The organism is Enterobacter sp. 50588862 (assembly GCF_001462935.1).
Lineage (GTDB): Bacteria > Pseudomonadota > Gammaproteobacteria > Enterobacterales > Enterobacteriaceae > Enterobacter > Enterobacter bugandensis.
On the sequence record NZ_LNHM01000025.1, the window covers coordinates 178,460 to 203,932 of the forward strand.

Annotated in this window: 25 protein-coding genes; 6 read left to right on the forward strand and 19 right to left on the reverse strand. The window is 56.4% G+C overall.

All coding sequences use genetic code 11. The features are described from left to right. Positions 1–138: 138 nt before the first annotated feature. Positions 139–4,026, reverse strand: coding sequence for a phosphoribosylformylglycinamidine synthase (purL, locus tag APT89_RS12535; RefSeq protein WP_045630983.1), 3,888 nt, complete (start codon positions 4,024–4,026; stop codon positions 139–141). A 267-nt stretch (positions 4,027–4,293) separates the two neighbouring features. On the opposite strand from purL, the gene mltF reads away from it, so the two are divergent. Next, complete coding sequence (mltF, locus tag APT89_RS12540; protein ID WP_060572547.1) at positions 4,294–5,844, forward strand: membrane-bound lytic murein transglycosylase MltF; 1,551 nt, start codon at positions 4,294–4,296, stop codon at positions 5,842–5,844. On the opposite strand, the gene tadA is transcribed toward mltF, so the two are convergent. Genes tadA through murQ form a run of 4 tightly spaced genes read right to left on the reverse strand, consistent with a single transcriptional unit; the run spans position 5,732 to position 9,201 of the window. Beyond that, positions 5,732–6,271: a tRNA adenosine(34) deaminase TadA gene (gene tadA, locus APT89_RS12545; RefSeq protein WP_032644904.1), complete on the reverse strand. Its 540-nt coding sequence runs from the start codon at positions 6,269–6,271 to the stop codon at positions 5,732–5,734. The genes mltF and tadA overlap by 113 nt on opposite strands. Positions 6,272–6,295: 24 nt before the next feature. Beyond that, positions 6,296–6,931 (reverse strand): phosphatidylglycerophosphatase C, encoded by a 636-nt coding sequence (yfhb, locus tag APT89_RS12550; RefSeq protein ID WP_028014089.1) that lies wholly within the window; start codon positions 6,929–6,931, stop codon positions 6,296–6,298. Between the two features lie 3 nt (positions 6,932–6,934). Next, the gene (locus APT89_RS12555) at positions 6,935–8,296 is read right to left on the reverse strand and encodes a PTS transporter subunit EIIC (RefSeq protein WP_041908677.1); all 1,362 of its coding nucleotides are present in this window, start codon (positions 8,294–8,296) and stop codon (positions 6,935–6,937) included. 11 nt (positions 8,297–8,307) lie between these two features. Next, on the reverse strand, positions 8,308–9,201 hold the full coding sequence (gene murQ / locus APT89_RS12560) for an N-acetylmuramic acid 6-phosphate etherase (RefSeq protein ID WP_041908675.1): 894 nt from the start codon (positions 9,199–9,201) through the stop codon (positions 8,308–8,310). Positions 9,202–9,319: 118 nt separating this feature from the next. On the opposite strand from murQ, the gene APT89_RS12565 reads away from it, so the two are divergent. Then, entirely contained in the window at positions 9,320–10,168 is an 849-nt protein-coding gene (locus APT89_RS12565; protein ID WP_028014092.1) for a MurR/RpiR family transcriptional regulator, read from the forward strand. Positions 10,169–10,214: 46 nt separating this feature from the next. Continuing rightward, positions 10,215–10,475: a YfhL family 4Fe-4S dicluster ferredoxin gene (locus tag APT89_RS12570; protein ID WP_028014093.1), complete on the forward strand. Its 261-nt coding sequence runs from the start codon at positions 10,215–10,217 to the stop codon at positions 10,473–10,475. On the opposite strand, the gene acpS is transcribed toward APT89_RS12570, so the two are convergent. The 12 genes from acpS to rseD form a co-directional block, all read right to left on the reverse strand. Next, complete coding sequence (gene acpS, locus APT89_RS12575) at positions 10,472–10,852, reverse strand: holo-ACP synthase (protein ID WP_060572549.1); 381 nt, start codon at positions 10,850–10,852, stop codon at positions 10,472–10,474. The two genes, APT89_RS12570 and acpS, sit on opposite strands and share 4 nt — an antisense overlap. Next, the gene (gene pdxJ, locus APT89_RS12580) at positions 10,852–11,583 is read right to left on the reverse strand and encodes a pyridoxine 5'-phosphate synthase (protein WP_041908673.1); all 732 of its coding nucleotides are present in this window, start codon (positions 11,581–11,583) and stop codon (positions 10,852–10,854) included. Before pdxJ ends, acpS begins: the two co-directional genes overlap by 1 nt. A 33-nt stretch (positions 11,584–11,616) precedes the next feature. After that, a complete protein-coding gene (gene recO, locus APT89_RS12585) occupies positions 11,617–12,324 on the reverse strand; it encodes a DNA repair protein RecO (protein ID WP_028014096.1) in 708 nt (235 codons plus the stop codon). Positions 12,325–12,342: 18 nt separating this feature from the next. Then, on the reverse strand, positions 12,343–13,248 hold the full coding sequence (era, locus tag APT89_RS12590) for a GTPase Era (protein ID WP_028014097.1): 906 nt from the start codon (positions 13,246–13,248) through the stop codon (positions 12,343–12,345). Continuing rightward, positions 13,245–13,925, reverse strand: a complete 681-nt coding sequence (gene rnc, locus APT89_RS12595; protein WP_003860711.1) for a ribonuclease III — start codon at positions 13,923–13,925, stop codon at positions 13,245–13,247. Before rnc ends, era begins: the two co-directional genes overlap by 4 nt. A gap of 222 nt (positions 13,926–14,147) precedes the next feature. Then, positions 14,148–15,122 (reverse strand): signal peptidase I, encoded by a 975-nt coding sequence (lepB, locus tag APT89_RS12600; RefSeq protein WP_047364182.1) that lies wholly within the window; start codon positions 15,120–15,122, stop codon positions 14,148–14,150. Between the two features lie 16 nt (positions 15,123–15,138). Then, entirely contained in the window at positions 15,139–16,938 is a 1,800-nt protein-coding gene (gene lepA / locus APT89_RS12605) for a translation elongation factor 4 (protein WP_028014099.1), read from the reverse strand. 185 nt (positions 16,939–17,123) lie between these two features. Then, positions 17,124–17,600, reverse strand: a complete 477-nt coding sequence (gene rseC, locus APT89_RS12610) for a SoxR-reducing system protein RseC (protein ID WP_041908668.1) — start codon at positions 17,598–17,600, stop codon at positions 17,124–17,126. After that, positions 17,597–18,550, reverse strand: coding sequence for a sigma-E factor regulatory protein RseB (gene rseB, locus APT89_RS12615; RefSeq protein WP_041908666.1), 954 nt, complete (start codon positions 18,548–18,550; stop codon positions 17,597–17,599). Before rseB ends, rseC begins: the two co-directional genes overlap by 4 nt. Further along, on the reverse strand, positions 18,550–19,200 hold the full coding sequence (rseA, locus tag APT89_RS12620; protein ID WP_014832926.1) for an anti-sigma-E factor RseA: 651 nt from the start codon (positions 19,198–19,200) through the stop codon (positions 18,550–18,552). Before rseA ends, rseB begins: the two co-directional genes overlap by 1 nt. Before the next feature lie 31 nt (positions 19,201–19,231). After that, on the reverse strand, positions 19,232–19,807 hold the full coding sequence (gene rpoE, locus APT89_RS12625) for an RNA polymerase sigma factor RpoE (protein ID WP_028014102.1): 576 nt from the start codon (positions 19,805–19,807) through the stop codon (positions 19,232–19,234). Beyond that, entirely contained in the window at positions 19,804–19,887 is an 84-nt protein-coding gene (rseD, locus tag APT89_RS24795; RefSeq protein ID WP_231940818.1) for a rpoE leader peptide RseD, read from the reverse strand. The genes rpoE and rseD overlap by 4 nt, the downstream gene beginning before the upstream one ends. A gap of 343 nt (positions 19,888–20,230) precedes the next feature. Here rseD and nadB point away from each other — a divergent pair, with 343 nt between their 5' ends. Then, a complete protein-coding gene (gene nadB / locus APT89_RS12630; RefSeq protein ID WP_045630975.1) occupies positions 20,231–21,850 on the forward strand; it encodes an L-aspartate oxidase in 1,620 nt (539 codons plus the stop codon). On the opposite strand, the gene trmN is transcribed toward nadB, so the two are convergent. Next, positions 21,835–22,572 carry a tRNA(1)(Val) (adenine(37)-N(6))-methyltransferase TrmN gene (trmN, locus tag APT89_RS12635; protein WP_028014104.1) on the reverse strand — a complete coding sequence of 246 codons (738 nt, stop codon included), beginning with the start codon at positions 22,570–22,572 and terminating at the stop codon, positions 21,835–21,837. The genes nadB and trmN overlap by 16 nt on opposite strands. 132 nt (positions 22,573–22,704) lie before the next feature. On the opposite strand from trmN, the gene srmB reads away from it, so the two are divergent. After that, positions 22,705–24,033 carry an ATP-dependent RNA helicase SrmB gene (gene srmB / locus APT89_RS12640; protein ID WP_041908660.1) on the forward strand — a complete coding sequence of 443 codons (1,329 nt, stop codon included), beginning with the start codon at positions 22,705–22,707 and terminating at the stop codon, positions 24,031–24,033. Positions 24,034–24,085: 52 nt separating this feature from the next. On the opposite strand, the gene grcA is transcribed toward srmB, so the two are convergent. Further along, the gene (grcA, locus tag APT89_RS12645; RefSeq protein WP_006176733.1) at positions 24,086–24,469 is read right to left on the reverse strand and encodes an autonomous glycyl radical cofactor GrcA; all 384 of its coding nucleotides are present in this window, start codon (positions 24,467–24,469) and stop codon (positions 24,086–24,088) included. A 314-nt stretch (positions 24,470–24,783) separates the two neighbouring features. Between grcA and ung the strand changes: the two genes are divergently transcribed. Continuing rightward, positions 24,784–25,473, forward strand: a complete 690-nt coding sequence (ung, locus tag APT89_RS12650; protein ID WP_023333064.1) for a uracil-DNA glycosylase — start codon at positions 24,784–24,786, stop codon at positions 25,471–25,473.

The following is a 25,473-nucleotide window of genomic DNA, read 5'->3' on the forward strand; positions in this document are numbered from 1 at the left end:
CTGCCATATATAAATCAATAAGTTAAGTGTCTCCAATTGGAGACAGCCCTATACCCTCTTTGTCGCAATTTTGCGACACGCATAAAAAAACCCGGTGGCGCTACGCTCACCGGGCCTATAAAGTACCTGCTTTACATCTTAACCCAGCTGTTTACGCGCGTTGCGGAAGATACGCATCCACGGGCTGTCCTCGCCCCAGTTTTCCGGGTGCCAGGAGTTGCTCACGGTACGGAACACGCGTTCAGGGTGCGGCATCATGATGGTCGCGCGACCGCTTTCGCTGGTCACCGCCGTAATACCATTGACGGAGCCGTTCGGGTTCGCCGGATAGGTTTCCGTGACCTTGCCGAAGTTATCGACAAAGCGCAGCGCCACCAGGCCTTTGCTCTCGAGCTGCGCCAGATGGGCCGCATCGCGCACTTCTACCTGACCTTCGCCGTGGGAAACGGCGATTGGCATCTGAGAGCCAACCATCCCCTGCAGCAGCAGAGACGGGCTCTGAGTCACTTCAACCAGACTGAAGCGCGCTTCGAAGCGGTCGGACTGGTTGCGCACAAAGCGTGGCCAGGCTTCGCTGCCCGGGATCAGCTCGCGCAGGTTAGACATCATTTGGCAGCCGTTGCACACGCCCAGCGCCAGGGTTTGCGGACGATGGAAGAAGGTCTCGAACTCGTCGCGCACGCGGCTGTTAAACAGAATGGACTTCGCCCAGCCTTCGCCTGCGCCCAGCACGTCGCCGTAGGAGAAACCGCCGCACGCCACCAGCGCATGGAAATCTTCCAGACCGGTACGCCCGGCCAGCAGGTCGCTCATGTGGACGTCGATAGCGTCAAAGCCCGCGCGGTGGAAGGCTGCCGCCATCTCAACGTGGGAGTTAACGCCCTGCTCGCGCAGCACCGCCACTTTCGGACGCGCGCCGGTCGCAATGTACGGCGCAGCGATGTCTTCGTTGATGTCGAAGGAGAGCTTCACGTTCAGGCCAGGATCCTGGTCATTCGCTTTCGCGTTATGCTCCTGATCGGCGCATTCCGGGTTATCGCGCAGGCGCTGCATCTGCCAGGTGGTTTCTGCCCACCACATGCGAAGCCGTGAGCGGCTTTCGCTGAACACGGCGTGACCGTCGGCCTCAATGACGAAGCGGTCGCCCTGAACGGCTTTCCCGAGATAGTGGACGCAGTCTGCCAGACCGTGCTTCGCCAGAATCGCTTCCACCGCCTCGCGGTCTGCGGCGCGAACCTGAATCACCGCACCCAGCTCTTCGTTAAACAGCGCCGCCAGGCGGTCTTCGCCAAGCGTGGCAATGTTCGCTTCAACGCCGCAGTGGCCGGTGAAGGCCATCTCTGCCAGGGTCACCAGCAGGCCGCCGTCGGAACGGTCGTGGTAGGCCAGCAGCTTGCGCTGTGCCACCAGCGCCTGAATTGCGTCGTAGAAGCCTTTTAGCTGCGCCACGTCGCGCACGTCGGCTGGCTTGTCGCCAAGTTGACGGTAAACCTGCGCCAGTGCGGTGGCGCCCAGCGCGTTGTGGCCCTTACCCAGATCAATCAACAGCAGGGCGTTATCTTCGGTCGCCAGCTGCGGCGTAACGGTATGGCGCACGTCTTCCACGCGGGCAAACGCGGTGATCACCAGCGACAGCGGAGACGTCATCTCGCGCTGCTCATTACCCTCCTGCCAGCGGGTTTTCATCGACATGGAGTCTTTGCCCACCGGAATGGTCAGGCCGAGGGCTGGACACAGCTCCTCACCCACCGCTTTCACGGCTTCATACAGGCCAGCGTCTTCACCAGGGTGACCGGCTGCCGCCATCCAGTTCGCGGAAAGTTTGATACGTTTGATGTCGCCAATCTGCGTCGCCGCGATATTGGTCAGCGCTTCACCGACCGCCAGTCGTGCAGAGGCGGCGAAGTCCAGCAGCGCCACCGGGGTGCGTTCGCCCAGTGCCATCGCTTCGCCGTAGTAGCTGTCGAGGCTCGCGGTGGTCACGGCGCAGTTCGCCACCGGGATCTGCCACGGGCCAACCATCTGATCGCGCGACACCATACCGGTAACGGTACGGTCGCCAATGGTCACCAGGAAGGTTTTCTCTGCCACCGCCGGCAGGTGCAGCACGCGGTTGACCGCTTCCGCCACGGTAATGCCCTGGCGATCCAGCGCTTTGCCCGCCGCTTTACGGGTTGTTACGTCGCGGGTCATCTTCGGCGTTTTACCGAGCAGCACGTCCAGCGGCAGATCGATAGGCTGGTTGTCGAAATGGGTGTCGCTGAGAGTCAGGTGCTGCTCTTCGGTCGCTTCACCGATGACGGCATACGGCGCGCGTTCGCGGCGGCACAGCTCGTCAAACAGCGGCAGCTGGTCGGCCGCAACCGCCAGCACGTAGCGCTCCTGGGATTCGTTACACCAGATTTCGAGCGGGCTCATGCCCGGCTCATCGCTCAGGATATCGCGCAGGTTGAAACGGCCACCGCGACCGCCGTCGCTCACCAGCTCCGGCATGGCGTTGGACAGACCGCCCGCGCCCACGTCGTGGATGAACAGAATCGGGTTGGCATCGCCCAGCTGCCAGCAGCGGTCGATCACTTCCTGGCAGCGACGCTCCATCTCAGGGTTGTCACGCTGCACGGACGCGAAGTCGAGATCCGCATCAGACTGGCCGGAGGCCATAGAGGAGGCCGCGCCGCCGCCCAGACCGATGTTCATCGCCGGGCCGCCCAGCACGATCAGCTTCGCGCCGACGACGATCTCGCCTTTCTGCACGTGATCGGCACGGATGTTGCCGATCCCGCCTGCCAGCATGATCGGTTTGTGGTAGCCGCGCAGCTCTTCGCCGTTGTGGCTGTCCACCTTCTCTTCGTAGGTACGGAAGTAACCGTTCAGCGCCGGACGACCAAATTCGTTGTTAAACGCCGCGCCGCCCAGCGGGCCTTCGGTCATGATATCCAGCGCGGTCACGATGCGCTCTGGCTTGCCGAAATCTTCTTCCCACGGCTGTTCAAAGCCAGGGATGCGCAGGTTGGAGACGGAGAAACCGACCAGACCCGCTTTGGGTTTCGCCCCACGACCGGTCGCCCCTTCGTCACGGATTTCGCCGCCGGAGCCGGTCGCCGCACCCGGCCACGGAGAAATGGCCGTCGGGTGGTTGTGGGTTTCCACTTTCATCAGAATATGCGCAGGCTCCTGATGGAAGTCATAGCGCCCTGCTTCGCGATCGGCGAAGAAGCGGCCCACCTCGGAACCTTCCATCACCGCAGCGTTGTCTTTATAGGCAGACAGCACGTGGTCAGGGGTTTGTTCCATGGTGTTTTTGATCATTTTGAACAGCGACTTCGGCTGCTGTTCGCCGTCGATAATCCAGTCGGCATTGAAAATCTTATGGCGGCAGTGCTCAGAGTTGGCCTGCGCGAACATGTAGAGTTCGATGTCGTTCGGGTTGCGGTTGAGCTTAACGAACGCGTCCTGCAGGTAGTCAATTTCGTCTTCTGCCAGCGCCAGGCCGAGACGCAGGTTGGCGTCAATCAGCGCCTGACGGCCCTGCCCCAGCAGGTCCACGCTCTGTACCGGCGCAGGCTGATGATGGGAGAAAAGCTTCTGTGCGTCATCAAGAGAGGCAAACACGCTCTCCATCATGCGGTCGTGCAATTCAGCCGCAACCGCCTGCCACTGCGCGTCGCTCAGGGTAGAGGCTTCGACGTAGTACGCTACGCCGCGCTCCAGACGGTTAATCTGGCTCAGGCCACAGTTGTGGGCGATGTCGGTGGCTTTGGAAGACCAGGGGGAGATGGTGCCCGGACGCGGCGTCGCAAGGATCAGTTTGCCGGTTGGCGTATGGCTGCTCAGATTTGGGCCATACTTGAGCAGGCGTTCCAGCTGTACGCGCTCCTCTGCATTCAGGGGGGCATTCAGGTCAGCAAAATGGACATACTCAGCGTAAATATTGCTTACCGGAAGGTCGGCCGCCTGAAAACGTGCCAGCAGTTTGGTAATACGGAAGGCAGACAGTGCAGGCGAACCACGCAGAATTTCCATCATAAGTCTCTCGTCTTCGAAGCGCCGGGGCGCTTACAGTGTGCGCAAGGGGGGAAAACGGGCGTCATTATAGAGAATCCTGAGCGCCGACGAAACCGTTTGCGTCGAAATAAAATCGACTTCAGCGTTTAACAATAGATGTGACCTGTCTCTCTAATTGGTTGCTAAGTGGCGCAAGTTTACGCAAAATGCCGCTCATTCAATGACAAACCTTATGATTAACATGGCTACAGCAGACTGAGGCAACCGGCGTCGCAGAGAATTAACTAATTGAAAAAATTAAAGATTAATTATCTGCTCATCGGCATTGTAACGTTGCTGCTGGCAGTGGCCCTCTGGCCTTCCATCCCCTGGTTCGGCAAAGCCGAAAATCGTATCGCCGCCATTCAGGAGCGGGGGGAACTGCGCGTCAGTACCCTCAACTCTCCGCTGATTTACAGCGACATCAACGGCAAAATTATTGGTCTGGATTATGAGCTGGCGCAGCAGTTTGCCGATTATCTGGGCGTGAAGCTTAAAATTACCGTCCGCCAGAACATCAACCAGCTGTTTGACGACCTGGACAACAACAACGCCGATATCCTCGCTGCCGGGCTGGTCTATAACAGCGAGCGCAGCAAGAACTACCAGCCGGGCCCGACCTACTACTCCGTTTCCCAGCAACTGGTTTATCGCGTCGGGAGCCTGCGCCCGCGTACGCTTGCCTCGATCAACGCGCAACAGCTGATGATTGCTCCCGGCCACGTAGTGATTGACGACCTGCGTGAGTTAAAGGAGAAAAAATACCCGGATCTGAGCTGGACGGTTGACCCTAAACTCGGCACAACGGAGCTGCTGGAGCAGGTCAAAGATCAGAAACTGCCCTACACCATCGCCGATTCGGTGGCGATCAGCCTGTTCCAGCGGGTGCATCCTGAAATCGCCGTGGCGCTGGACGTGACGGACGAACAGCCGGTGACCTGGTTTACCCATCTGGACGATGACCAGACCCTCTCGGCGGCCATGCTGGATTTTTATAACACCATCAATGAAGACGGCACGCTGGCGCGACTTGAGGAGAAGTACCTCGGCCACGGGGATGACTTTGACTACGTTGACACCCGCAGCTTCCTGCGCGCGGTTGACAGCGTCCTGCCTGACCTGCAGCCGCTTTTCGAAAAATATGCCCAGGAGATTGACTGGAAACTGCTGGCGGCTATCTCGTACCAGGAGTCCCACTGGGACACCCAGGCCACGTCGCCAACGGGCGTACGCGGACTGATGATGTTAACCAAAAATACCGCGCTGAGCCTGGGCGTTAACGACCGTACCGATGCGGAACAGAGCATCAGCGGCGGGGCGCGCTACCTGCAGGATATGATGGCTAAAGTCCCGGAAACCGTGCCGGATGAGGAACGGATCTGGTTTGCGCTGGCGGCCTACAACATGGGCTACGCGCACATGCTTGACGCGCGGGCTCTGACGGCGAAAACGAAGGGAAACCCGGATAGCTGGTCAGACGTAAAACAGCGCCTGCCGCTGCTGAGCCAGAAGCCATGGTACAACAAGCTGACGTATGGCTACGCGCGCGGACATGAAGCCTACGCCTACGTGGAAAATATACGTAAGTATCAGATTAGCCTGGTCGGCTATCTGCTGGAGAAAGAGAAAGAGGCAACAGAGGCAAAACAGCTGGCGGAAAGTTATCCGGTTGTGGCGCCGGGCGAGCTTAATCATCCGACAGCTTCAATTCTGCCTTTTGTTGCTTTTTCTGCTGACGGCGCATTCGAAAGAAATCGCTTAATAGCCCCGAACACTCTGGTGCAAGTACCCCACCGATAGTCTGCACCTGATGATTCATTCCTGGATGACCCAGCACGTCCATTAGTGAACCGGCCGCACCGGTTTTTTCATCCCGCGCTCCAAACACCAGGGTACCGATTCGGCTGTGCACCATCGCCCCTGAGCACATCACGCAGGGTTCAAGGGTGACGTACAGGGTGGTATCAAGCAGACGATAGTTTTGCAGCACCAGCCCGCCCTGACGAAGCGCCATAATTTCGGCGTGCGCGGTAGGATCGTGGCGGCCAATAGGACGGTTCCACCCTTCCCCAATCACCCGGTTGTTATGAACCAGCACCGCGCCCACGGGCACTTCGCCCTCGTCCCAGGCCCGTTGAGCCAGCGCCAGCGCGTGGCGCATCCAGTATTCATGATTGTGTTCTGAGGTGGACAAGGATTGATACTCCAGTCGAAAAGCGGGCGGCATTATACACAGCCCTTACAGATAAGACTATTCGAGTTGCTGAAGTTCACCGAGGGGAGTAACGCGCCAGCGGTGCTGGCAAAAATAGAGCAGCGGGTTGTCCTGCTTGCTGTCGCTGTAGCCGCTGTAAAGACGCAGCGGCGTGCCGATGCGTTTTTCCAGCTGGACCACTTTTTCATGCCCCAGACAGCGCATCGTCAGGACCCAGCCGCCGTAGCCGCGGGAGATTTGCGTGGCGATAAGGTTTACGCGCGGCAGCCAGGGGGTATCAAAGTAGACCTGCTCCACCAGCGTCTGCGGGGAGCCGGTAATCAGCCAGATATCGGCATCGTTGGCGTCAAGATAGCTCGTCAGGCGCGCCTGCACCACGGGAAACGCGGCAACGTGGCCGCGGAACCAGAGAGCGAACTCCTTTTCGAGCTGTTTGAGCCGCGCTTCGCTGTGGCCAAACGTACATCCCCACAGCAGCAGGCTCATCGGCCAGCGCGCCGCCCGGCCTTTTACCAGCAGCGCGATGCCAATGAGGGGTAAGAGCGGTAAGACGAGCAGCGCGTTCAGAGGCTGACGCCGCAGCAGGTAGCGCATAAACGTACCAAACATATCCTGCTGATGCAGCGTTCCATCCAGATCGAAAAAGACAACGCGACGCTCGTGATTGGCCAAACCTTACTCCTCTGGGTCGTTGAATCCTAACAGCCAGGTAAACAGGAACCCGGCGATCACCGCTACTAAATAGCCTAACAGATAGAGCATGACTTTTCCGGTCACGATGGTTAATGCCAGCGGTAAACCGGAGAGACCAAAGGTGATAACGGTGGCGACTTTCCAGTAGCTGATGAGTGCCCCGCCTACCGCGCCCCCCAGACAGGCCGCAAGGAACGGTTTACCCAGCGGCAGCGTGACGCCGAATATCAGCGGCTCGCCAATGCCGAGCAGCCCGACCGGCAGCGCCCCTTTAATCACTTTTTTCAGGCGCGCGTTGCGGGTTTTCATCAGGACGGCAATCGCTGCCCCCACCTGCCCGACGCCCGCCATCGAGAGAATAGGCAGCAGCGCGTTATAACCGTGCGCCTGCACCAGCTCGACGTGGATCGGCACCAGCCCCTGATGCAGGCCGGTCAGCACCAGCGGCAGGAAGGTACCTGACAGCACCGCCCCCACCAGCAGGCCGCCGCGGTCGATAGCCAGAGACGCGCCGTGGGCGATGGCGTCAGAGATCCACCCGCCGAGTGGCTGAAGGACCACAATCGCGACGCTACCGGTAATTAACGTGGTTAGCAGCGGGTTGAGGATAAGCTCAATCGAGCCAGGCAGAACCGCGCGTAGCTTTTTCTCGATCCAGCACATAAGAATAACCACCAGCAGCACGGCAATCACCCCGCCGCGACCAGGCTGGAGCGCCTCGCCAAACAGCGTGATTTGCGCCAGCTGCGGGCTGGACAAGATCCCTGCCATTACGCCGCCCATGGCCAGCGAGCCGCCAAACACCTTCGCGGTATTGACCCCGACCAGGATGTTCATAATGGCAAACACCGCGCTGCCGAAGATCCCGAGAATGCCCAGCAGGTTCGGATACTGCGTGGCAAAATCCCCGACGATATCTGGCCGCTTAAGGATGTTGATGATCCCGGTGATCAAGCCGGAAGCTATAAACGCCGGGATCAGCGGGATAAAGACGTTTGCCAGCTGTCGCAGCGCATCGCTCATGGGAGCTTTGTATTTGGCCTTCGCCTGCGCTTTGGTGCGTTCAGCGTCGTCAACCGTCACGCTTGCACCGCCGACCATTAGCGCGCGCATGGCATCGACAACCTGCGCCGCCTTGCCCGGCCCGACGATCAGCTGGTGTTGCTGCCCCTGTTTTACGTAGCCGCTGACGCCGGACAGCTTCTTCAGGCCCGGCACGTCAAGCTGGTCGTCGTTATGCACCTCGACGCGCACGCGCGTCATGCAGTTTTCCAGACGCTGAATATTTTTCTCCCCGCCTATCCCCTGCAGGATATCGCTGGCGAGCGCTGCTGTTTTGTCCATAAACGCCTCTGCTAGTTTTCTAAAGCCGCCCGTAAGAAGCCGTTGTGCGCATCAAGTCTGGCTCGCGCAGCCGCCGCGTCCAGCCCGCTTAAGATCATCAAAATGGCTGGTTTTACGTCGTGATCGGTCTGCCTGAGCACCGCTTCTGCCTCTTCACGGCCCGCGCCTGTCGCCTCCATCACCATGCGGCAGGCTCTGTCCACCAGCTTGACGTTGGTGGCCTGCATATCGACCATCAGGTTCTGGTAGACCTTGCCGAACTTCACCATCGCACCGGTGGAGATCATATTGAGCACCAGCTTTTGCGCGGTCCCGGATTTCAGGCGCGTGGAGCCGGTGAGCGCTTCCGGCCCAACGACCGGAGAGATGGCGATAGCGGCCACCTGCGCAATCGGCGAGCCGGGGTTGCAGGAGATGGCGACCGTCGTGCAGCCGGTCCGGTTGGCGTATTCCAGGCCGCCAATGACGTACGGCGTGCGCCCGGATGCCGCCAGGCCGACCACCAGATCGTTCGCCGTCAGGTTCAGATCCTTCAGGTCATCCTCACCCAGCTGTTTGTTGTCCTCCGCCCCTTCAACGGCCTTCAGCAGCGCGCCGGGACCACCAGCAATCAGGCCAACCACCAGGCCGTGCGGAACGCCAAAGGTGGGCGGACATTCCGAGGCATCCAGCACCCCGAGACGCCCGCTGGTACCGGCCCCCATATAGATAATGCGACCACCGGCCTTAAGAGCTTCCGCCGCCGCATCGACCGCTTTCGCCACCTCTGGCAATGTCTCTTTAACTGCCTGCGCGACCAGCGTATCCTGTTGATTAAAGCGGTTAACCAGCTCCAGGGTGGAGAGCGCATCCAGATCCATGGTTTGCGGGTTACGCGTTTCAGAAACAAGTGAGCCAAGATTCATTTTTTGTACCTCAAGAATTTTTAATTCATAATAATCACACTATAATGGAATATAAAATTCATTCAGGCGAGCAGAATTCGTTTTTGCGCAGACAATCACATTTCCGCCGGGAGTACTCATGAACTGTTTAATTCGCATTCGCCAGCGCTACGCCGGCTTTGCTCAAAGCGACAAAAAGCTGGCGGATTTTCTGCTTTCTCAGCCCGATCGCGCCCGCCACCTCAGCTCACAGCAGCTGGCAAGCGAAGCTGGAGTGAGCCAGTCAAGCGTGGTGAAATTTGCCCAGAAGATCGGGTTTAAGGGTTTTCCCGCTCTTAAGCTGGCAATCAGCGAAGCGCTGGTGAGTAACCCGAATCCGCAGTCCATGCCGGTGCATAACCAGATCCGCGGCGATGACCCGATGCGTCTGGTTGGGGAAAAGCTGATCAAGGAGAACGTGGCGGCCATGCACGCCACGCTGGACGTGAATACCGAAGAGAAATTACTGGAAAGCGTGGCGATGCTGCGGGCGGCGCGGCGTATTATTTTGACCGGTATTGGCGCGTCCGGTCTGGTGGCGCGTAATTTTGGCTGGAAGCTGACTAAAATCGGTTTTAACGCCATCGTCGAGCAGGATATGCACGCCCTGCTGGCGACCGTGCAGGCGATGGATCCTGACGATCTGCTGCTGGCCATCTCCTACTCCGGCGAGCGCCGCGAGATCAACATGGCGACCGACGAAGCCCTGCGCGTCGGCGGCAAAATTCTGGCGATCACCGGCTTTACGCCAAATGCGCTGCAGCAGCGGGCAACGCGCTGTTTGTATACCATTGCCGAAGAGCAGGCCACGCGCAGCGCGGCAATTTCGTCCACCAGCGCACAAATGATGCTGACGGACCTGCTGTTTATGGCGCTGGTACAGCAGGATCTGGAGCGCGCGCCTGAGCGCATTCGTCACAGCGAAGAACTGGTAAAGAAACTGGTTTGACGCGTATAATGCCCGCCCAGTTTGTGTTGTTTCTGAGAATTTCCTGATGGCGCTGTTAATTACCAAAAAATGCATCAATTGCGATATGTGCGAACCCGAATGCCCGAACCAGGCGATTTCGATGGGCGACAGCATTTACGAGATTAACAGCGACCGCTGCACGGAATGCGTCGGCCACTATGAGACACCGACCTGCCAGAAGGTGTGCCCGATCCCCAACACTATTCTGAAGGATCCGACACACGTCGAGAGCGAAGAGCAGCTGTGGGATAAATTTGTCCTGATGCACCACGCGGACAAAATTTAGCTTTCGATAATCACCGTCGCGCTGGCATAGTGGCGTTCATCTGCGATCGTCACGTGCATATAATTCACCCCCAGCCTCTCCGCCAGCTTTTGCGCTTCACCCCACAGACGCAGGCTCGGTTTGCCCAGCTCATCATTAAAAACTTCGAACTGGTTAAATGCCAGGCCGTTACGAATGCCGGTCCCGAACGCTTTGGCTGCCGCCTCTTTTACCGCAAAGCGCTTTGCCAGAAAACGCACCGGCTGCTGGTGCGCCTCCCAGATGGCCCATTCGTTATCGCTCAGTACACGTCTTGCGAGGCGATCGCCGCTCCGGGCAATCACCGCTTCAATGCGGGCTATTTCGACGATATCGGTGCCTAAGCCCAGAATGGCCATTACTGACGCGCTTCCAGCATCAGGCGTTTCATCTCTGAAACCGCCTCTTTCAGGCCGCTCATCACCGCGCGACCAATAATGGCGTGGCCGATGTTCAGCTCGTGCATTTCCGGCAGGGCGGCAATGGCCTTCACGTTGTGGTAGGTCAGGCCGTGACCGGCATTAACCTTCAGTCCCAGGCTCGCGGCGTAGGTGGCCGCTTTGGCGATACGTTCCAGCTCTTTGGCCTGCTCGGCATCGTTTTTAGCATCGGCATAGCAGCCGGTGTGAATTTCGATATACGGCGCGCCCACGTCGGCTGCAGCTTTAATCTGCGCGAAATCGGCGTCGATAAACAGAGAAACCAGGATACCGGCATCCGCCAGGCGCTTGCAGGCATCGCGCATTTTGTCCTGCTGCCCCGCCACGTCCAGCCCGCCTTCGGTGGTCACTTCCTGGCGTTTTTCCGGCACCAGGCAGCAGAAGTGCGGTTTGGTCTCGCAGGCAATGGTCAGCATCTCTTCGGTGACCGCCATCTCCAGATTCATACGGGTGTCCAGCGTCTGACGAAGAATGCGCACGTCGCGGTCGGTAATGTGGCGGCGGTCTTCACGCAGGTGAACGGTAATGCCGTCTGCACCAGCCTGTTCAGCGATAAACGCTGCCTGAACCGGATCGGGATACGCCGTACCGCGCGCGTTGCGCAGGGTGGCGATGTGGTCGATGTTGACGCCTAACAGTAATTCAGCCATGACAATCCTCGGTTTTCTTTCTGATGCTGTGGTCTAACGTTTGGGCATAAACTGCCTGAATAATTCGCGGCTCTTTAAGGGCTTGCCGCCAAGATACGGCTTGAGGGCAATCCGGGTAAAGCGTTTTGCTGCGCGCAGGGTGTCGGCGTCCGGAAACTCGCGTTCATAAAGTGCTCTGAGCTGGCGTCCGGTAAAAGTACTGTTATCAACGACGACGCTGGCAATAAAGCCTTTTTCTTCGCGGTAGCGGTAGGTCATGGTGTCTTCCACCTCATCACCGCTGCCTGCGCAGTGCAGAAAATCCACGCCGTACCCGAGGTGGCCCAGCAGCGCCAGTTCGAAACGACGCAGGGCGGGTTCGGGCGTGCCGGTCGCACCCGCCAGTGCCTGGATACAGTGCAGATAATCGAAGAAAAGTTCCGAGAAGCGAGTCTCATGTTCAAGGACGCGGGAGATGAGCTCGTTGACATACAGACCGCTGTAGAGCGTGATGCCAGAAAGGGGAAGCGCCAGAGAGACGGCTTCAGCGCTGCGCAAGGTTTTGACTTCCCCTCGCCCGCCAAAGCGAACCAGCAGCGGCGTAAAAGGCTGTAGGGCACCCTTCAGATTAGAACGTTTGGAACGTGCGCCTTTCGCAACAAGGCGCACGCGGCCCGACTCTTCCGTGAAGACGTCCAGCATCAGGCTGGTTTCGCTCCAGGGACGACTATGGAGAACGAAGGCGCGCTGCCAACCTTCCATTATACTCGTCGTCTTGAGTTACTGATCTTCGCCGTAACCGAGGCTGCGCAGAGCACGCTCATCATCGGCCCAGCCAGATTTCACCTTCACCCACAGTTCCAGATGAACTGGCGCTTCGAACATCTCCTGCATGTCCTTACGGGCTTCGATACCGATGGTTTTGATCTTGGCGCCTTTGTTGCCGATCACCATCTTCTTCTGCCCTTCACGCTCGACGAGGATCAGGCCGTTAATGTCGTAGCCACCGCGCTCGTTGCTCTGGAAACGCTCGATCTCCACCGTCACAGAGTACGGCAGCTCGGCGCCCAGGAAACGCATCAGCTTTTCACGGATGATTTCAGACGCCATAAAGCGCTGAGAGCGATCGGTGATGTAATCTTCCGGGAAGTGGTGAATCGCTTCTGGCAAGTGCTTACGTACGATGCCTGCGATGGTATCGACGTTCAGGCCGGTCTCAGCAGACAGCGGAACGATATCCAGGAAGTTCATCTGGCTGCCCAGCCACTGCAGGTGCGGCAGCAGGTCAGCTTTTTCCTGCACGTTGTCAACTTTGTTGACCGCGAGGATCACCGGCGTTTTGCCGTCACGCAGCTTGTTCAGTACCATTTCGTCGTCCGGCGTCCAGCGGGTGCCTTCCACTACGAAAATCACCAGCTCTACGTCGCCGATGGAGCTGCTCGCCGCCTTGTTCATCAGACGGTTAATGGCACGCTTCTCTTCCATGTGCAGGCCAGGGGTATCGACGTAGATTGCCTGATACGCGCCTTCAGTATGGATGCCGACAATGCGGTGACGCGTGGTCTGCGCCTTACGCGAGGTGATGGAAATCTTCTGCCCAAGCAGATTATTCAGCAGGGTGGATTTGCCGACGTTCGGACGTCCGACGATGGCAATAAATCCGCAATAGGTTTTTTCTTCGCTCATTCCAGCTCCAGCATTTTTAACGCCTGTTCGGCGGCAGCCTGTTCAGCCTTACGGCGGCTTGAACCTGTGCCCACCACCGGTTCACTCAGGCCACTGACCTGGCAATGGATGGTAAATTCCTGATCGTGCGCTTCGCCACGCACCTGCACCACCAGATAGGATGGCAGCGGCAGATGACGGCCCTGCAAATATTCCTGCAGGCGCGTTTTCGGATCTTTTTGTTTATCGCCCGGGCTAATTTCGTCCAGACGGGTCTGATACCAGTTAAGGATCAGCTTTTCTACGGTCTGGATATCGCTGTCCAGGAACACGCCACCAATTAATGCTTCGACCGTATCGGCAAGAATAGATTCACGACGGAAGCCGCCGCTTTTCAGTTCACCCGGCCCAAGACGCAGACATTCGCCCAGTTCAAATTCGCGCGCGATTTCAGCGAGGGTGTTGCCGCGCACCAGCGTGGCGCGCATGCGGCTCATATCACCTTCGTCCACGCGCGGGAAACGATGATAAAGCGCATTCGCAATCACGAAACTTAAAATAGAGTCACCCAGAAACTCGAGACGCTCATTATGTTTGCTGCTGGCACTGCGATGGGTTAATGCCTGTTGCAACAACTCCTGATGATGAAAAGTGTAGCCCAGCTTCCGTTGAAGCCGATTAATTACGATGGGGTTCATGCGATACCAATAAATGAATGCGTCAAAAATGCAGCACACGAAACCGACCTGAGAAAACCAACGCGGTTTCGTGTGCCGTGGCACCCTTGCAGGGCCAACCTTAAACTTCGGGGGAATATTCTATACACAACGACAGGGGATGTCGTTAGTTCAAAGAGATTTATCGAGGAAATAATTCACGTAGCCGCGAAATAACGCGGCTACGTGTTCTTTTCCTGAGAATTAATGGATTCCGCCAATACGATTCAGGCGCACGCCGGTCGGCCACTCGCCTTCCTGCTTCTCAAAACTCATCCAGATCGCGGTTGCTTTACCCACCAGATTCGCTTCCGGCACAAAGCCCCAGTAACGGCTGTCCGCGGAGTTATCGCGGTTATCGCCCATCATGAAGTAGTGTCCCGGCGGTACGATCCAGCTGGCCAGCTGCTGACCCGGCTGTTTGTAATACATCCCCACCTGGTCCTGCGCGATTGGCACGGTCAGAATGCGGTGAGTGACATCGCCCAGCGTCTCTTTGCGCTCAACCAGACGAATGCCGTTCTCTTTGGTTTCACCTTTTGGCACCTGGAAGAACCCGCTGGTCGCTTCACCGCCGTTACGACGGGCGAAAGTCTGCACGAAATCACTTGGCTCAACGTTTGAGTAGGTGATTGGCAGCGCGTTTTCACACGCGGTACCGGAGCTGCAGCCCGGCTGAACGGTGACTTCCTTCGCAACCGGATCGTAGGTCACTTTATCACCCGGCAGACCCACCGCGCGCTTAATGTAATCCAGACGCGGATCGTCCGGATATTTAAACACCACGATGTCGCCACGTTTCGGATGCCCCGTTTCGATCAGCGTTTTCTGGTAAATCGGATCTTTAATGCCGTAGGCAAACTTCTCAACCAGAATAAAATCACCGATCAGCAGCGTTGGCATCATTGATCCCGATGGGATCTGGAACGGCTCATAAATAAACGAACGTACCACCAGCACAATCGCCAGCACCGGGAACACCGACGCGCCCGTTTCCAGCCAGCCCGGTTTCGGGCCAACTTTCTTCAGGGTTTTCGCGTCAAGCGCATCGCCAGTCGCTGCCTGCGCGGCAGCCTGACGTTCACGGCGTTTTGGGGCGAAGATAAACTTATCCAGGCACCACAGCAGGCCTGTCACCAGCGTAGCGATGACCAGGATCAGGGCAAACATGTTCGCCATGCCAACTCCTTAAAGGTTATTTGCCGTCTTTACCGACATGAAGAATGGCAAGGAATGCTTCCTGCGGCAGCTCAACGTTACCGACCTGCTTCATACGCTTCTTACCTTCTTTCTGCTTCTGCAGCAGCTTTTTCTTACGGCTGACGTCACCGCCATAGCACTTCGCCAGAACGTTTTTACGCAGCTGCTTCACGGTTGAGCGGGCAATGATGTGGTTACCGATGGCCGCCTGAATCGCAATGTCAAACTGCTGACGCGGGATCAGATCTTTCATCTTCTCAACCAGCTCGCGGCCACGGTACGGCGCATTGTCGTTGTGGGTGATCAGCGCCAGCGCATCCACACGCTCGCCGTTGATCAGCACGTCCACGCGCACCATGTTGGAGGCCTGGAAACGTTTGAAGTTGTAATCCAGTGACGCATAGCCACGGGAGGTAGACTTCAGACGGTCGAAGAAGTCGAGTACCACTTCCGCCATAGGGATTTCATAGGTCAGCGCCACCTGGTTACCGTGGTAAACCATGTTAGTCTGCACGCCACGCTTCTCAATACAGAGCGTAATAACGTTCCCCAGGAACTCCTGCGGCAGCAGCATGTGACATTCTGCAATAGGCTCGCGCAGCTCGTGAATGTTGTTCAGCGGCGGCAGCTTGGACGGGCTGTCGACGTAGATCACTTCTTTCGAGGTGGTTTCTACTTCGTAGACTACCGTTGGTGCGGTGGTGATCAGATCCAGATCGTATTCACGCTCCAGACGCTCCTGAATAATCTCCATGTGCAGCAGGCCGAGGAAGCCGCAGCGGAAGCCGAAGCCCAGCGCCGTTGAACTTTCTGGCTCATAGAACAGGGAGGCATCGTTCAGGCTCAGCTTGCCGAGCGCATCGCGGAAGTTTTCGTAATCGTCAGAACTGACCGGGAACAGACCCGCGTAAACCTGCGGTTTCACCTTTTTGAAGCCAGGCAGCGCTTTGTCTGCCGGGTTACGCGCGCCGGTCAGGGTATCGCCCACTGGCGCGCCGAGGATGTCTTTAATCGCGCAGACCAGCCAGCCCACCTCGCCGCATTTCAGCTCGGTACGGTCAACCTGTTTTGGCGTGAAGATACCCAGACGGTCTGCGTTGTAGACCTGTCCGGTACTCATAACCTTGATTTTGTCGCCTTTACGCATGGTGCCGTTTTTGATACGCACCAGTGAGACCACGCCCAGGTAGTTATCGAACCAGGAGTCGATGATCAGCGCCTGCAATGGACCATCCGGGTCGCCTTCCGGGGCCGGAATATCACGTACCAGGCGTTCCAGCACGTCGGTCACACCCACACCGGTTTTCGCGGAGCAGCGTACGGCGTCGGTCGCGTCAATGCCGACAATGTCTTCAATCTCTTCCGCCACGCGCTCAGGATCGGCGGCTGGCAGGTCGATTTTGTTCAGAACCGGCACAACTTCCAGATCCATTTCCATCGCGGTGTAGCAGTTCGCCAGGGTCTGGGCTTCAACACCCTGCCCGGCATCGACCACCAGCAGCGCACCTTCACAGGCCGCCAGCGAGCGTGATACTTCATAGGAGAAGTCAACGTGGCCTGGGGTGTCGATAAAGTTCAGTTGATAGGTTTCGCCATCAGAAGCTTTATAGTCGAGCGTCACGCTCTGCGCTTTGATGGTGATACCGCGTTCGCGTTCCAGGTCCATGGAGTCCAGTACCTGGGCTGCCATTTCACGATCAGACAGGCCACCGCAAATCTGGATAATACGGTCAGACAGCGTCGACTTACCGTGGTCAATGTGAGCAATGATCGAAAAGTTACGTATGTTCTTCATATAGTTAAATAATTATGCCTTACGAATTCCTGGAGGCCGCTGTTCTTAGCCTGACGTTTTTCAGTGCGAAAACGCAGCATTCTACACTACATACCCGCAACCTGGAAATGCACTTAGAGCCAAGCATAGCGCGAAGAAATGGCGTTTTCTTTTTTGAGATGTAAATAATGATAAAGCCCGGTGGATCACCGGGCCTCAGAAGAGAGCGTCTCGACGCGAAGTTGGTCAGGCGCCAGCGCAACGCTCAGAATAACGGGCTGCCACTCATCGCGCGCGGCGAGCTTCGGTGAGATGCCTTTGGCAAGCCAGAATCCCCCTACGCCACCCAAAGCAGCACCGCACATGGCGGCCACGTCGGTACCAAACAGCATCTGAAAAAGGCCGCCCATGACAAACAGCCCCACCAGCGGGGAAAGATAGACCAGCATCGCGGAACTCAGCAGACTGCCTTCCATAATGCCCAGTTCCACCTTCTGACCCGCCACCAGCGGCTGTTCGCTCGGCACGGAGATCGTATGCGATGTCTGTGGCCCTAACTTATTCAGCACGCGACTGCCACAACCGGCTCGGGATGCGCAGCTATTGCATGAGGCTTTAACATCACAGCTGACCAGCGCAATACCATTCTGCCACGAGACGACGGTCGCCCACTCTTTAATCATTGTGCGGCCCTGAATTTAATGCTGTCTGAAATGCGCTTCGCCGTCTGCGGAGGTAATTCCCCCACAATCGTGATTTCTGCGTTATCGCGAACCGTGGTGCTGACCGTACGACGCCCGGTACGAAGCATTTGTTCAGCGCTGTTTGCCGTTGCGCGGTTGATATTCACCGAGAAGCTGAACAAGCCATCGGAATAGAGGCGTGATTCAACCGGCGTATCAATGGTGGGCAACTGACGACGGCTGCTGGACACTTCGCTAAAGCCTTGCGGTATCCAGGAAGGAACCCAGTTGAAATTAGCGGAGTCCCCTGCAGGAACAGAAAGCAGCGGCGGCAGGCTGGCCTTCGCCAGATTCTGCATGCTGTTGCCAACCTGATTGTTCACGCTGAAGGAGATGACGCGGAACTGTTCAAGCGTCTCGCCGTCGCGGTCGAGCAGATCCACGCGCATCGGCAGCTTGGTTTCCGCATCAATCCAGACGATATAGCTGTAGCGTGTGCCATCGCGCGCAACCACGCGGATCACTTCACACAGCCTGTCTGCAATACGGGTACGCCCTACCGAAATAAAATCATAGTAAGGGGCAAGTCGTTTGAAGTCGGTATAGATAAGCGACGGTAGAGAATCAACGATATAGTCGCCATTCAGCGTGAAAGGCTCCAGACCGGGCTCGAAATAGCTGATTTCGTTGCCACGCTGGACAACTTCCCGACGCGGGCCATCCATCTGTAAAAGCTGGGCGAGCGGCTGGTTATCAAGACGGGCATGGCGATAGCGTAACGACTCGACGCCCTGCTTGTTGATGCTGATAAATGCCAACTCGTAATTGAGTGACTGGCTGGCCAGATTCATTTGCTGCAACAACGCCCCGGATGAAACATCAGCCGAGGCGTTAGCAGAGAAGAACAGGCTACCCGCCATCAGAGACATGGCGAACCAAAGTTGCTTCATTACTGCGATTGCGTTCCTAAAGTTTGGTTTCCGGGCACCTGCACAGCAGCTTGCTGAGTTTGGGCCTGCTCAAACTGAAGCTGTTCAGAGTGCAGACGACGCTGCAACTCATAATCCTGCAACATCGCATTAATGCGACGGCGCTGCTCCTGAACCTGCTGTTGCTGACCGCCGCTGGCGGAGGCATCAGCCGGTACGCCCAGACTTACCGGGCTGGCTTTGCCCATCATCGGCAGTGTGTTAAACACTGGCGCTTCTGGCTGCTGATTAGTTTCAGACTGAGTATTATAGTGCTGGACGCCAACGATAACTGCAAGCGATACGCATGCAGCCACCCCCATTTGGGTGAGCTGGCTGGCCCACGGACGCACTTTTTGCCAGAACGGCATTTTCTGCCACTGGTGCGGTGCGGGTTGCGCTTCAGGAATCAGCGGAGTGGTCTGATGAACAGGCTCATTCTCGATGGCCGCCATCACGCGGGCTGAGATATCGAAATGGAGAACCTCTCCGGTATCACCGCGCAGCGTGTCACGGATGAGATGGTAACTCTCCCAGGTCTCTTGCATTTCGGGAGAATGAGACAGCTCGTTGAGCAGCTCACTATCCAGCGTCTCACCATCCATTAAAGCGGAAAGTTTTTCTTTCTGCATGCCTAATACCTTTTCCAGTATCCCGCTATCGTCAACGCCTGATAAGCGGTTGAACTTTATTATCAATAGCTTCTCGCGCACGGAAAATTCGTGAACGAACCGTGCCGACCGGACAATCCATGATAGCGGCTATCTCTTCATAGCTCAGACCATCAAGCTCCCGTAACGTAATTGCCATGCGTAAATCTTCCGGGAGTGACTCGATCGTGCGAAAAACAATTTGTCTCAGTTCTTCTGACAACATTAAGTTCTCAGGGTTCGAAATTTCTTTCAGCGCACCGCCACTTTCGAAGTTTTCGGCGTCGATAGCGTCTACATCACTGGACGGCGGACGACGACCCTGAGCAACCAGGTAATTCTTTGCCGTATTGACAGCAATACGGTACAGCCAGGTATAAAAAGCACTATCTCCCCGGAAAGATTCCAGCGCGCGATAGGCCTTAATAAAAGACTCTTGCACCACATCAGGTACATCACCTGACGGTACATAGCGGGAAACCAGACTCGCCACCTTATGCTGGTAGCGCACCACCAGTAGGTTAAAGGCTTTCTGATCTCCCTTCTGGACCCGTTCAACCAGGACCTGGTCCGTTAACTGCTCGCTCATCCGAGGTAATGTCTCCCCAAACCTAAATTCCACGCGTTATCGAAACGCCACTCTATAACTACCGCACTTTGAGCAAGCACCAGCTTAGAGTGTCTGATCTTCAATAAGTTCCGTAACGCCTTTGTTTTTGTTCATCGCGCCGCAGACCGTTCATTTTCTCTCATTATAAGTCTGTTCACGATACGCACCACTTTCTGACAAGAAACATCTTTTTCCCGCCAGAAGAGTAACGCAACACAGGCTTTATTTCACCACAAAATCTGACGCTAACGATCTGCTTCGCAAAATAATTTCATTTATTTACCCTTCGTTTACCCCTGTCAGTGCGTTTAGTCATTGCAACTTTCATTAAAAAAAACGTGCGATATCTCGCATTCAGGTGCTATTCTGCCCCAACACTGTTTAGTAAATTAAACAACAATCATGAACACAACACCTGAACTTCATTGTGATGTATTGATCATCGGCAGCGGCGCTGCCGGTCTCTCTCTGGCGCTGCGCCTGGCTGAACATCAGAACGTTATCGTTCTGAGCAAAGGCCCGATAAGTGAAGGCTCCACATTTTATGCTCAGGGCGGCATTGCCGCGGTATTTGACGAGACCGACAGCATTGCATCACATGTGGAAGATACGCTGATTGCCGGGGCCGGGATCGTGGATGCACACGCGGCAGAGTTTGTGGCCAGCAATGCCCGCCATTGCGTTCAGTGGCTTATCGATCAGGGTGTTTTATTCGATACTCAGGTTCAGCCCAACGGTGAAGAGAGCTACCACTTAACGCGTGAAGGCGGCCATAGCCACCGCCGCATCCTGCACGCCGCGGATGCTACCGGAAAAGAAGTGGAAACCACGCTGGTCAGCAAAGCGCTGAACCATCCTAACATCCGGGTCCTTGAGCGGAGCAACGCGGTTGATCTGATCATTTCCGACAAGATAGGCCTGCCCGGCACGCGTCGCGTGGTGGGAGCGTGGGTCTGGAACCGTAATAAAGAGAAGGTGGAAACCTGTCAGGCGAAGGCTGTGGTGTTGGCTACAGGTGGCGCCTCTAAGGTGTATCAGTACACCACGAATCCGGATATCGCTTCCGGGGACGGTATCGCTATGGCCTGGCGCGCCGGCTGCCGCGTGGCGAATCTCGAATTTAATCAGTTTCACCCCACTGCCTTGTTCCACCCTCAGGCGCGAAATTTCCTGCTGACGGAAGCCCTGCGCGGCGAAGGGGCTTATCTGAAACGCCCTGACGGTACCCGCTTTATGCCGGACTTTGACGCCCGCGGTGAACTGGCGCCGCGTGATATAGTTGCCCGCGCCATCGACCACGAAATGAAGCGCCTTGGCGTGGACTGCATGTATCTCGATATCAGCCATAAGCCGGCAGAATTCATTCGCCAGCACTTCCCGATGATTTACGAAAAGCTGCTCAATCTTGGCATTGATTTAACACGCGATCCGGTGCCCATTGTGCCAGCCGCCCACTATACCTGCGGCGGCGTGATGGTTGACGATCACGGACGCACTGATGTAGACGGTCTGTATGCTATTGGTGAGGTCAGCTATACCGGGCTACACGGCGCGAACCGTATGGCGTCTAACTCGCTGCTTGAATGTCTGGTGTACGGCTGGTCAGCGGCGGAGGACATCACGAAGCGCATGCCTTACGCCCGTGAAACAGAGCGTTTACCGGCCTGGGATGAAAGCCGCGTGGAGAACCCGGACGAGCTGGTAGTGATTCAGCACAACTGGCACGAGCTACGGTTGTTTATGTGGGACTACGTTGGGATTGTGCGCACCACGAAACGTCTGGAACGCGCGTTGCGCCGCATTACGATGCTGCAGCAGGAAATTGATGAATATTATGCCCATTTCCGCGTCTCCAATAATCTGCTGGAGCTGCGCAATCTGGTGCAGGTTGCCGAGCTGATTGTTCGCTGCGCGATGATGCGTAAAGAGAGCCGCGGTTTGCACTACACACTCGACTACCCGGATCGGCTTGCTGAGTCCGGCCCGTCGATACTCGCCCCGCAGGTTTACATAAACAAATAAAACGCCTGGGTCAGAGCCGTGTAATCTTCGGAATAACGCTGGTCTGGCCCACGGATCACCATACGGTCATTAAAACACTCACCCTCTTTTGGCGAAAGCGCCAGCAGCACGCGGTGCGGCAATCGGCCTTCCGTATCAGAGATGTCAGTTCGCAAACGTAACGTCCAGCCGATCTCCTGCGCGGTAGCGATAAACGTGTTGCCCGTACTTTCTGGCAGCACCACGCAGAAAAAGCCCTCTTCTGAGATAAGTTCAGCCGCGTTGACGAGCAGCGCTTTGTGATCGAGTGAACCGGTATAGCGCGCCTGTTCACGTTCCGGTGTACCGCACTCCACGCCGGGCTCGTAGTAAGGGGGGTTGCTGACAATCAGATCGTAACGCGCCGTCTGCTCTGGCGCCCAGGCCAGCACGTCCGCACACTTAACGGTTATCCGGTCAGCCCAGGGTGACTCGGCCGCGTTTTCACCCGCCTGCCCTGCGGCCTGCGCATCCAGCTCAACGGCATCAATAGTGACATGCTCTTCAGTACGCTGCGCCAGCATCAAGGCCACCAGCCCGCTGCCGGTACCGATATCAAGAATACGCTTAACACCTGCGACAGGTGCCCATGCTCCCAGTAAAATGCCGTCTGTACCGACTTTCATGGCACAGCGATCGTGAGCGACAAAAAATTGTTTAAACGTAAAACCATCGCGGCGCAGCTGCGCTTTGAGTTGAGACATGTCAGGGCAACCTTCTAAGTGAAACTGGAGTAGCATAGGGGAAAGCGAAGTGGCCGCAAAGCGATATCCATACAAACAGATGAAGATTACAGCCGTAACGTCTATAATCAGCGCCCCACACAGAGGTAGAACATGACTGTAACGACTTTTTCCGAACTTGAACTCGATGAAAGCCTGCTCAATGCTCTTGAGAGCAAAGGCTTTACACGCCCGACCGCCATTCAGGCAGCGGCCATTCCGCCTGCGCTTGAGGGCCGCGATGTGCTCGGTTCTGCGCCAACCGGCACGGGGAAGACAGCAGCCTATTTGCTGCCTGTGTTGCAGCACCTGCTCGACTTTCCACGTAAAAAATCTGGCCCGCCGCGTATTTTGATCCTGACGCCTACGCGCGAGCTGGCCATGCAGGTTGCCGATCACGCGCGTGAACTCGCGGCGAATACGCATCTGGATATCGCCACCATCACCGGCGGCGTTGCGTATATGAACCACGCCGAAGTGTTCAGCGAAAACCAGGACATCGTCGTCGCGACGACGGGCCGCCTGCTGCAGTATATTAAAGAAGAGAACTTCGACTGCCGCGCGGTAGAAACGCTGATCCTCGACGAAGCGGACCGCATGCTGGACATGGGCTTTGCGCAGGATATCGAGCATATTGCAGGTGAAACGCGCTGGCGTAACCAGACGATGCTGTTCTCTGCCACCCTTGAAGGGGATGCGATTAAAGACTTCGCAGAGCGTCTGCTGGAAGATCCGGTGGAAGTCTCTGCGACGCCATCCACGCGAGAGCGTAAAAAAATCCATCAGTGGTATTACCGTGCGGACAACCTTGAGCATAAGGTTGAGCTGCTCAAGCACCTGCTGAAGCAGGAAGACGCAACCCGCACTATCGTGTTTGTGCGTAAGCGCGAGCGCGTGCACGAGCTGGCTGAAATGCTGCGCAACGCCGGGATCAACAACTGCTATCTTGAAGGTGAGATGGCGCAGATCAAGCGTACCGAAGGCATTAAGCGCCTGACCGATGGCCGCGTTAACGTGCTGGTCGCAACAGACGTTGCCGCCCGCGGGATCGACATCCCTGACGTGAGCCATGTCATTAACTTCGATATGCCGCGCAGCGGAGATACCTACCTGCACCGCATTGGCCGTACCGGTCGCGCGGGCCGCAAAGGGATTGCAATTTCACTGGTTGAAGCGCATGACTACCTGCTGCTGCAGAAAATTGGCCGCTATGTTGACGAGCCGCTGAAAGCGCGCGTTATTGATGGCTTGCGCCCAACCACACGTGCGCCGAGTGAAAAAATGACGGGTAAACCGTCCAAGAAAGCGCTCGCGAAACGTGCTGAGAGAAAAGAGAAAGAAAAAGAGAAGCCGCGCGTGAAGCAGCGCCACCGCGATACCAAAAACATTGGTAAGCGTCGTAAGCCAAGCGCTGCCGCGCAGGAAACGAAGACTGAAGAGTAAGAAAAAGCCGGGGTAATCCCCGGCTTTTTTGTTCCCCCCCGTGGCTGAAGCCTTACAGGCTTTCAGTAAAGGTACGGGCGATAACGTCGCGCTGCTGTTCTGGAGTCAGTGAGTTAAAGCGAACCGCATAACCAGACACGCGGATAGTCAGCTGTGGGTATTTTTCCGGGTGCTCAACGGCATCCATAAGCGTTTCGCGGCGCAGCACGTTAACGTTCAGGTGCTGACCCCCTTCAACGCGCACTTCCGGCTGCACTTCCATTGGGATTTCGCGGTATTCGATTTCGCCCAGTTTATTCACCGGCACGATTTCATCTTCAGCAAAACCCGCTTTCGCAACCACACAGCGCGCTTCATTTTTCTCGCTGTCCAGCAGCCAGAAAGAGTTGAGCAGATCGTCATTTGCCGCTTTGGTAATCTGGATACCTGTAATCATGTGTTGCCTCCCTTAGGCTACATTAACTGATGCTGGCCTTACGCGGCCAATTGGTAAAACCATTGTTTCTTGTGTGTATATATATCATTCACACCACGGCGATTTATTGATTTAAATCAACAAAAACACCAACCACATAAAGTGTGTGGTTTGAATTTATTGCTTTAGATCAATTTCACACCTCCATCAGCTCAACTTAATCTGCATCATTTCAAAATAAATTTAACGACTTAGCACGCATTTCAGCGCCTAATTTTGCTCACAAGCGTTAAACAGGTAAGCTAGTGACAGATTGAGATTCGCAGGAGAGCGACATGACGACACCTTTAACCTGGCATGACGTGCTGGCAGAAGAAAAGCAGCAGCCTTATTTTATCAATACGCTCAGTACCGTTGCCGCTGAGCGTCAGTCCGGGCAAACGATTTATCCGCCGCAAAAAGATGTATTCAACGCGTTTCGCTATACCGAGTTGAGCGATGTGAAAGTCGTCATTCTGGGCCAGGATCCCTATCACGGCCCTGGGCAGGCGCACGGGTTGGCATTTTCCGTACGCCCAGGCGTGGCGATCCCCCCTTCTCTGCTCAACATGTATAAAGAGCTTGAGGGAACCGTGCCCGGGTTTACCCGCCCCAACCACGGTTATCTGGAAAGCTGGGCGCGCCAGGGCGTGCTGTTATTGAACACGGTGCTCACCGTACGGGCGGGCCAGGCGCACTCGCACGCCAGCCTTGGGTGGGAAACTTTTACCGATAAAGTTATCAGCCTTATCAACGAGCATCGTGAAGGGGTCGTGTTTTTACTCTGGGGTTCTCACGCGCAGAAGAAAGGGGCAATTATCGATCGTCAGCGTCATCACGTGTTGAAGGCACCGCACCCGTCACCGCTTTCTGCCCATCGCGGTTTCTTTGGCAGTAATCATTTTGTTCTGGCAAATGAATGGCTGGAAAAACGTGGCGAAACGCCAATTGACTGGATGCCTGTGTTACCGGCAGAGAGCGAGTAG

Bases quoted from the DNA above. Each gene is read 5' to 3' on its own strand.
- purL (WP_045630983.1), bottom strand. From the start codon at position 4,026: ATGATGGAAATTCTGCGTGGTTCGCCTGCACTGTCTGCCTTCCGTATT.
- tadA (WP_032644904.1), bottom strand. From the start codon at position 6,271: ATGCCGCCCGCTTTTCGACTGGAGTATCAATCCTTGTCCACCTCAGAA.
- APT89_RS12555 (WP_041908677.1), bottom strand. From the start codon at position 8,296: ATGGACAAAACAGCAGCGCTCGCCAGCGATATCCTGCAGGGGATAGGC.
- murQ (WP_041908675.1), bottom strand. From the start codon at position 9,201: ATGAATCTTGGCTCACTTGTTTCTGAAACGCGTAACCCGCAAACCATG.
- APT89_RS12565 (WP_028014092.1), top strand. From the start codon at position 9,320: ATGAACTGTTTAATTCGCATTCGCCAGCGCTACGCCGGCTTTGCTCAA.
- APT89_RS12570 (WP_028014093.1), top strand. From the start codon at position 10,215: ATGGCGCTGTTAATTACCAAAAAATGCATCAATTGCGATATGTGCGAA.
- acpS (WP_060572549.1), bottom strand. From the start codon at position 10,852: ATGGCCATTCTGGGCTTAGGCACCGATATCGTCGAAATAGCCCGCATT.
- pdxJ (WP_041908673.1), bottom strand. From the start codon at position 11,583: ATGGCTGAATTACTGTTAGGCGTCAACATCGACCACATCGCCACCCTG.
- recO (WP_028014096.1), bottom strand. From the start codon at position 12,324: ATGGAAGGTTGGCAGCGCGCCTTCGTTCTCCATAGTCGTCCCTGGAGC.
- era (WP_028014097.1), bottom strand. From the start codon at position 13,248: ATGAGCGAAGAAAAAACCTATTGCGGATTTATTGCCATCGTCGGACGT.
- rnc (WP_003860711.1), bottom strand. From the start codon at position 13,925: ATGAACCCCATCGTAATTAATCGGCTTCAACGGAAGCTGGGCTACACT.
- lepB (WP_047364182.1), bottom strand. From the start codon at position 15,122: ATGGCGAACATGTTTGCCCTGATCCTGGTCATCGCTACGCTGGTGACA.
- lepA (WP_028014099.1), bottom strand. From the start codon at position 16,938: ATGAAGAACATACGTAACTTTTCGATCATTGCTCACATTGACCACGGT.
- rseC (WP_041908668.1), bottom strand. From the start codon at position 17,600: ATGATTAAAGAGTGGGCGACCGTCGTCTCGTGGCAGAATGGTATTGCG.
- rseB (WP_041908666.1), bottom strand. From the start codon at position 18,550: ATGAAGCAACTTTGGTTCGCCATGTCTCTGATGGCGGGTAGCCTGTTC.
- rseA (WP_014832926.1), bottom strand. From the start codon at position 19,200: ATGCAGAAAGAAAAACTTTCCGCTTTAATGGATGGTGAGACGCTGGAT.
- rpoE (WP_028014102.1), bottom strand. From the start codon at position 19,807: ATGAGCGAGCAGTTAACGGACCAGGTCCTGGTTGAACGGGTCCAGAAG.
- nadB (WP_045630975.1), top strand. From the start codon at position 20,231: ATGAACACAACACCTGAACTTCATTGTGATGTATTGATCATCGGCAGC.
- trmN (WP_028014104.1), bottom strand. From the start codon at position 22,572: ATGTCTCAACTCAAAGCGCAGCTGCGCCGCGATGGTTTTACGTTTAAA.
- srmB (WP_041908660.1), top strand. From the start codon at position 22,705: ATGACTGTAACGACTTTTTCCGAACTTGAACTCGATGAAAGCCTGCTC.
- grcA (WP_006176733.1), bottom strand. From the start codon at position 24,469: ATGATTACAGGTATCCAGATTACCAAAGCGGCAAATGACGATCTGCTC.
- ung (WP_023333064.1), top strand. From the start codon at position 24,784: ATGACGACACCTTTAACCTGGCATGACGTGCTGGCAGAAGAAAAGCAG.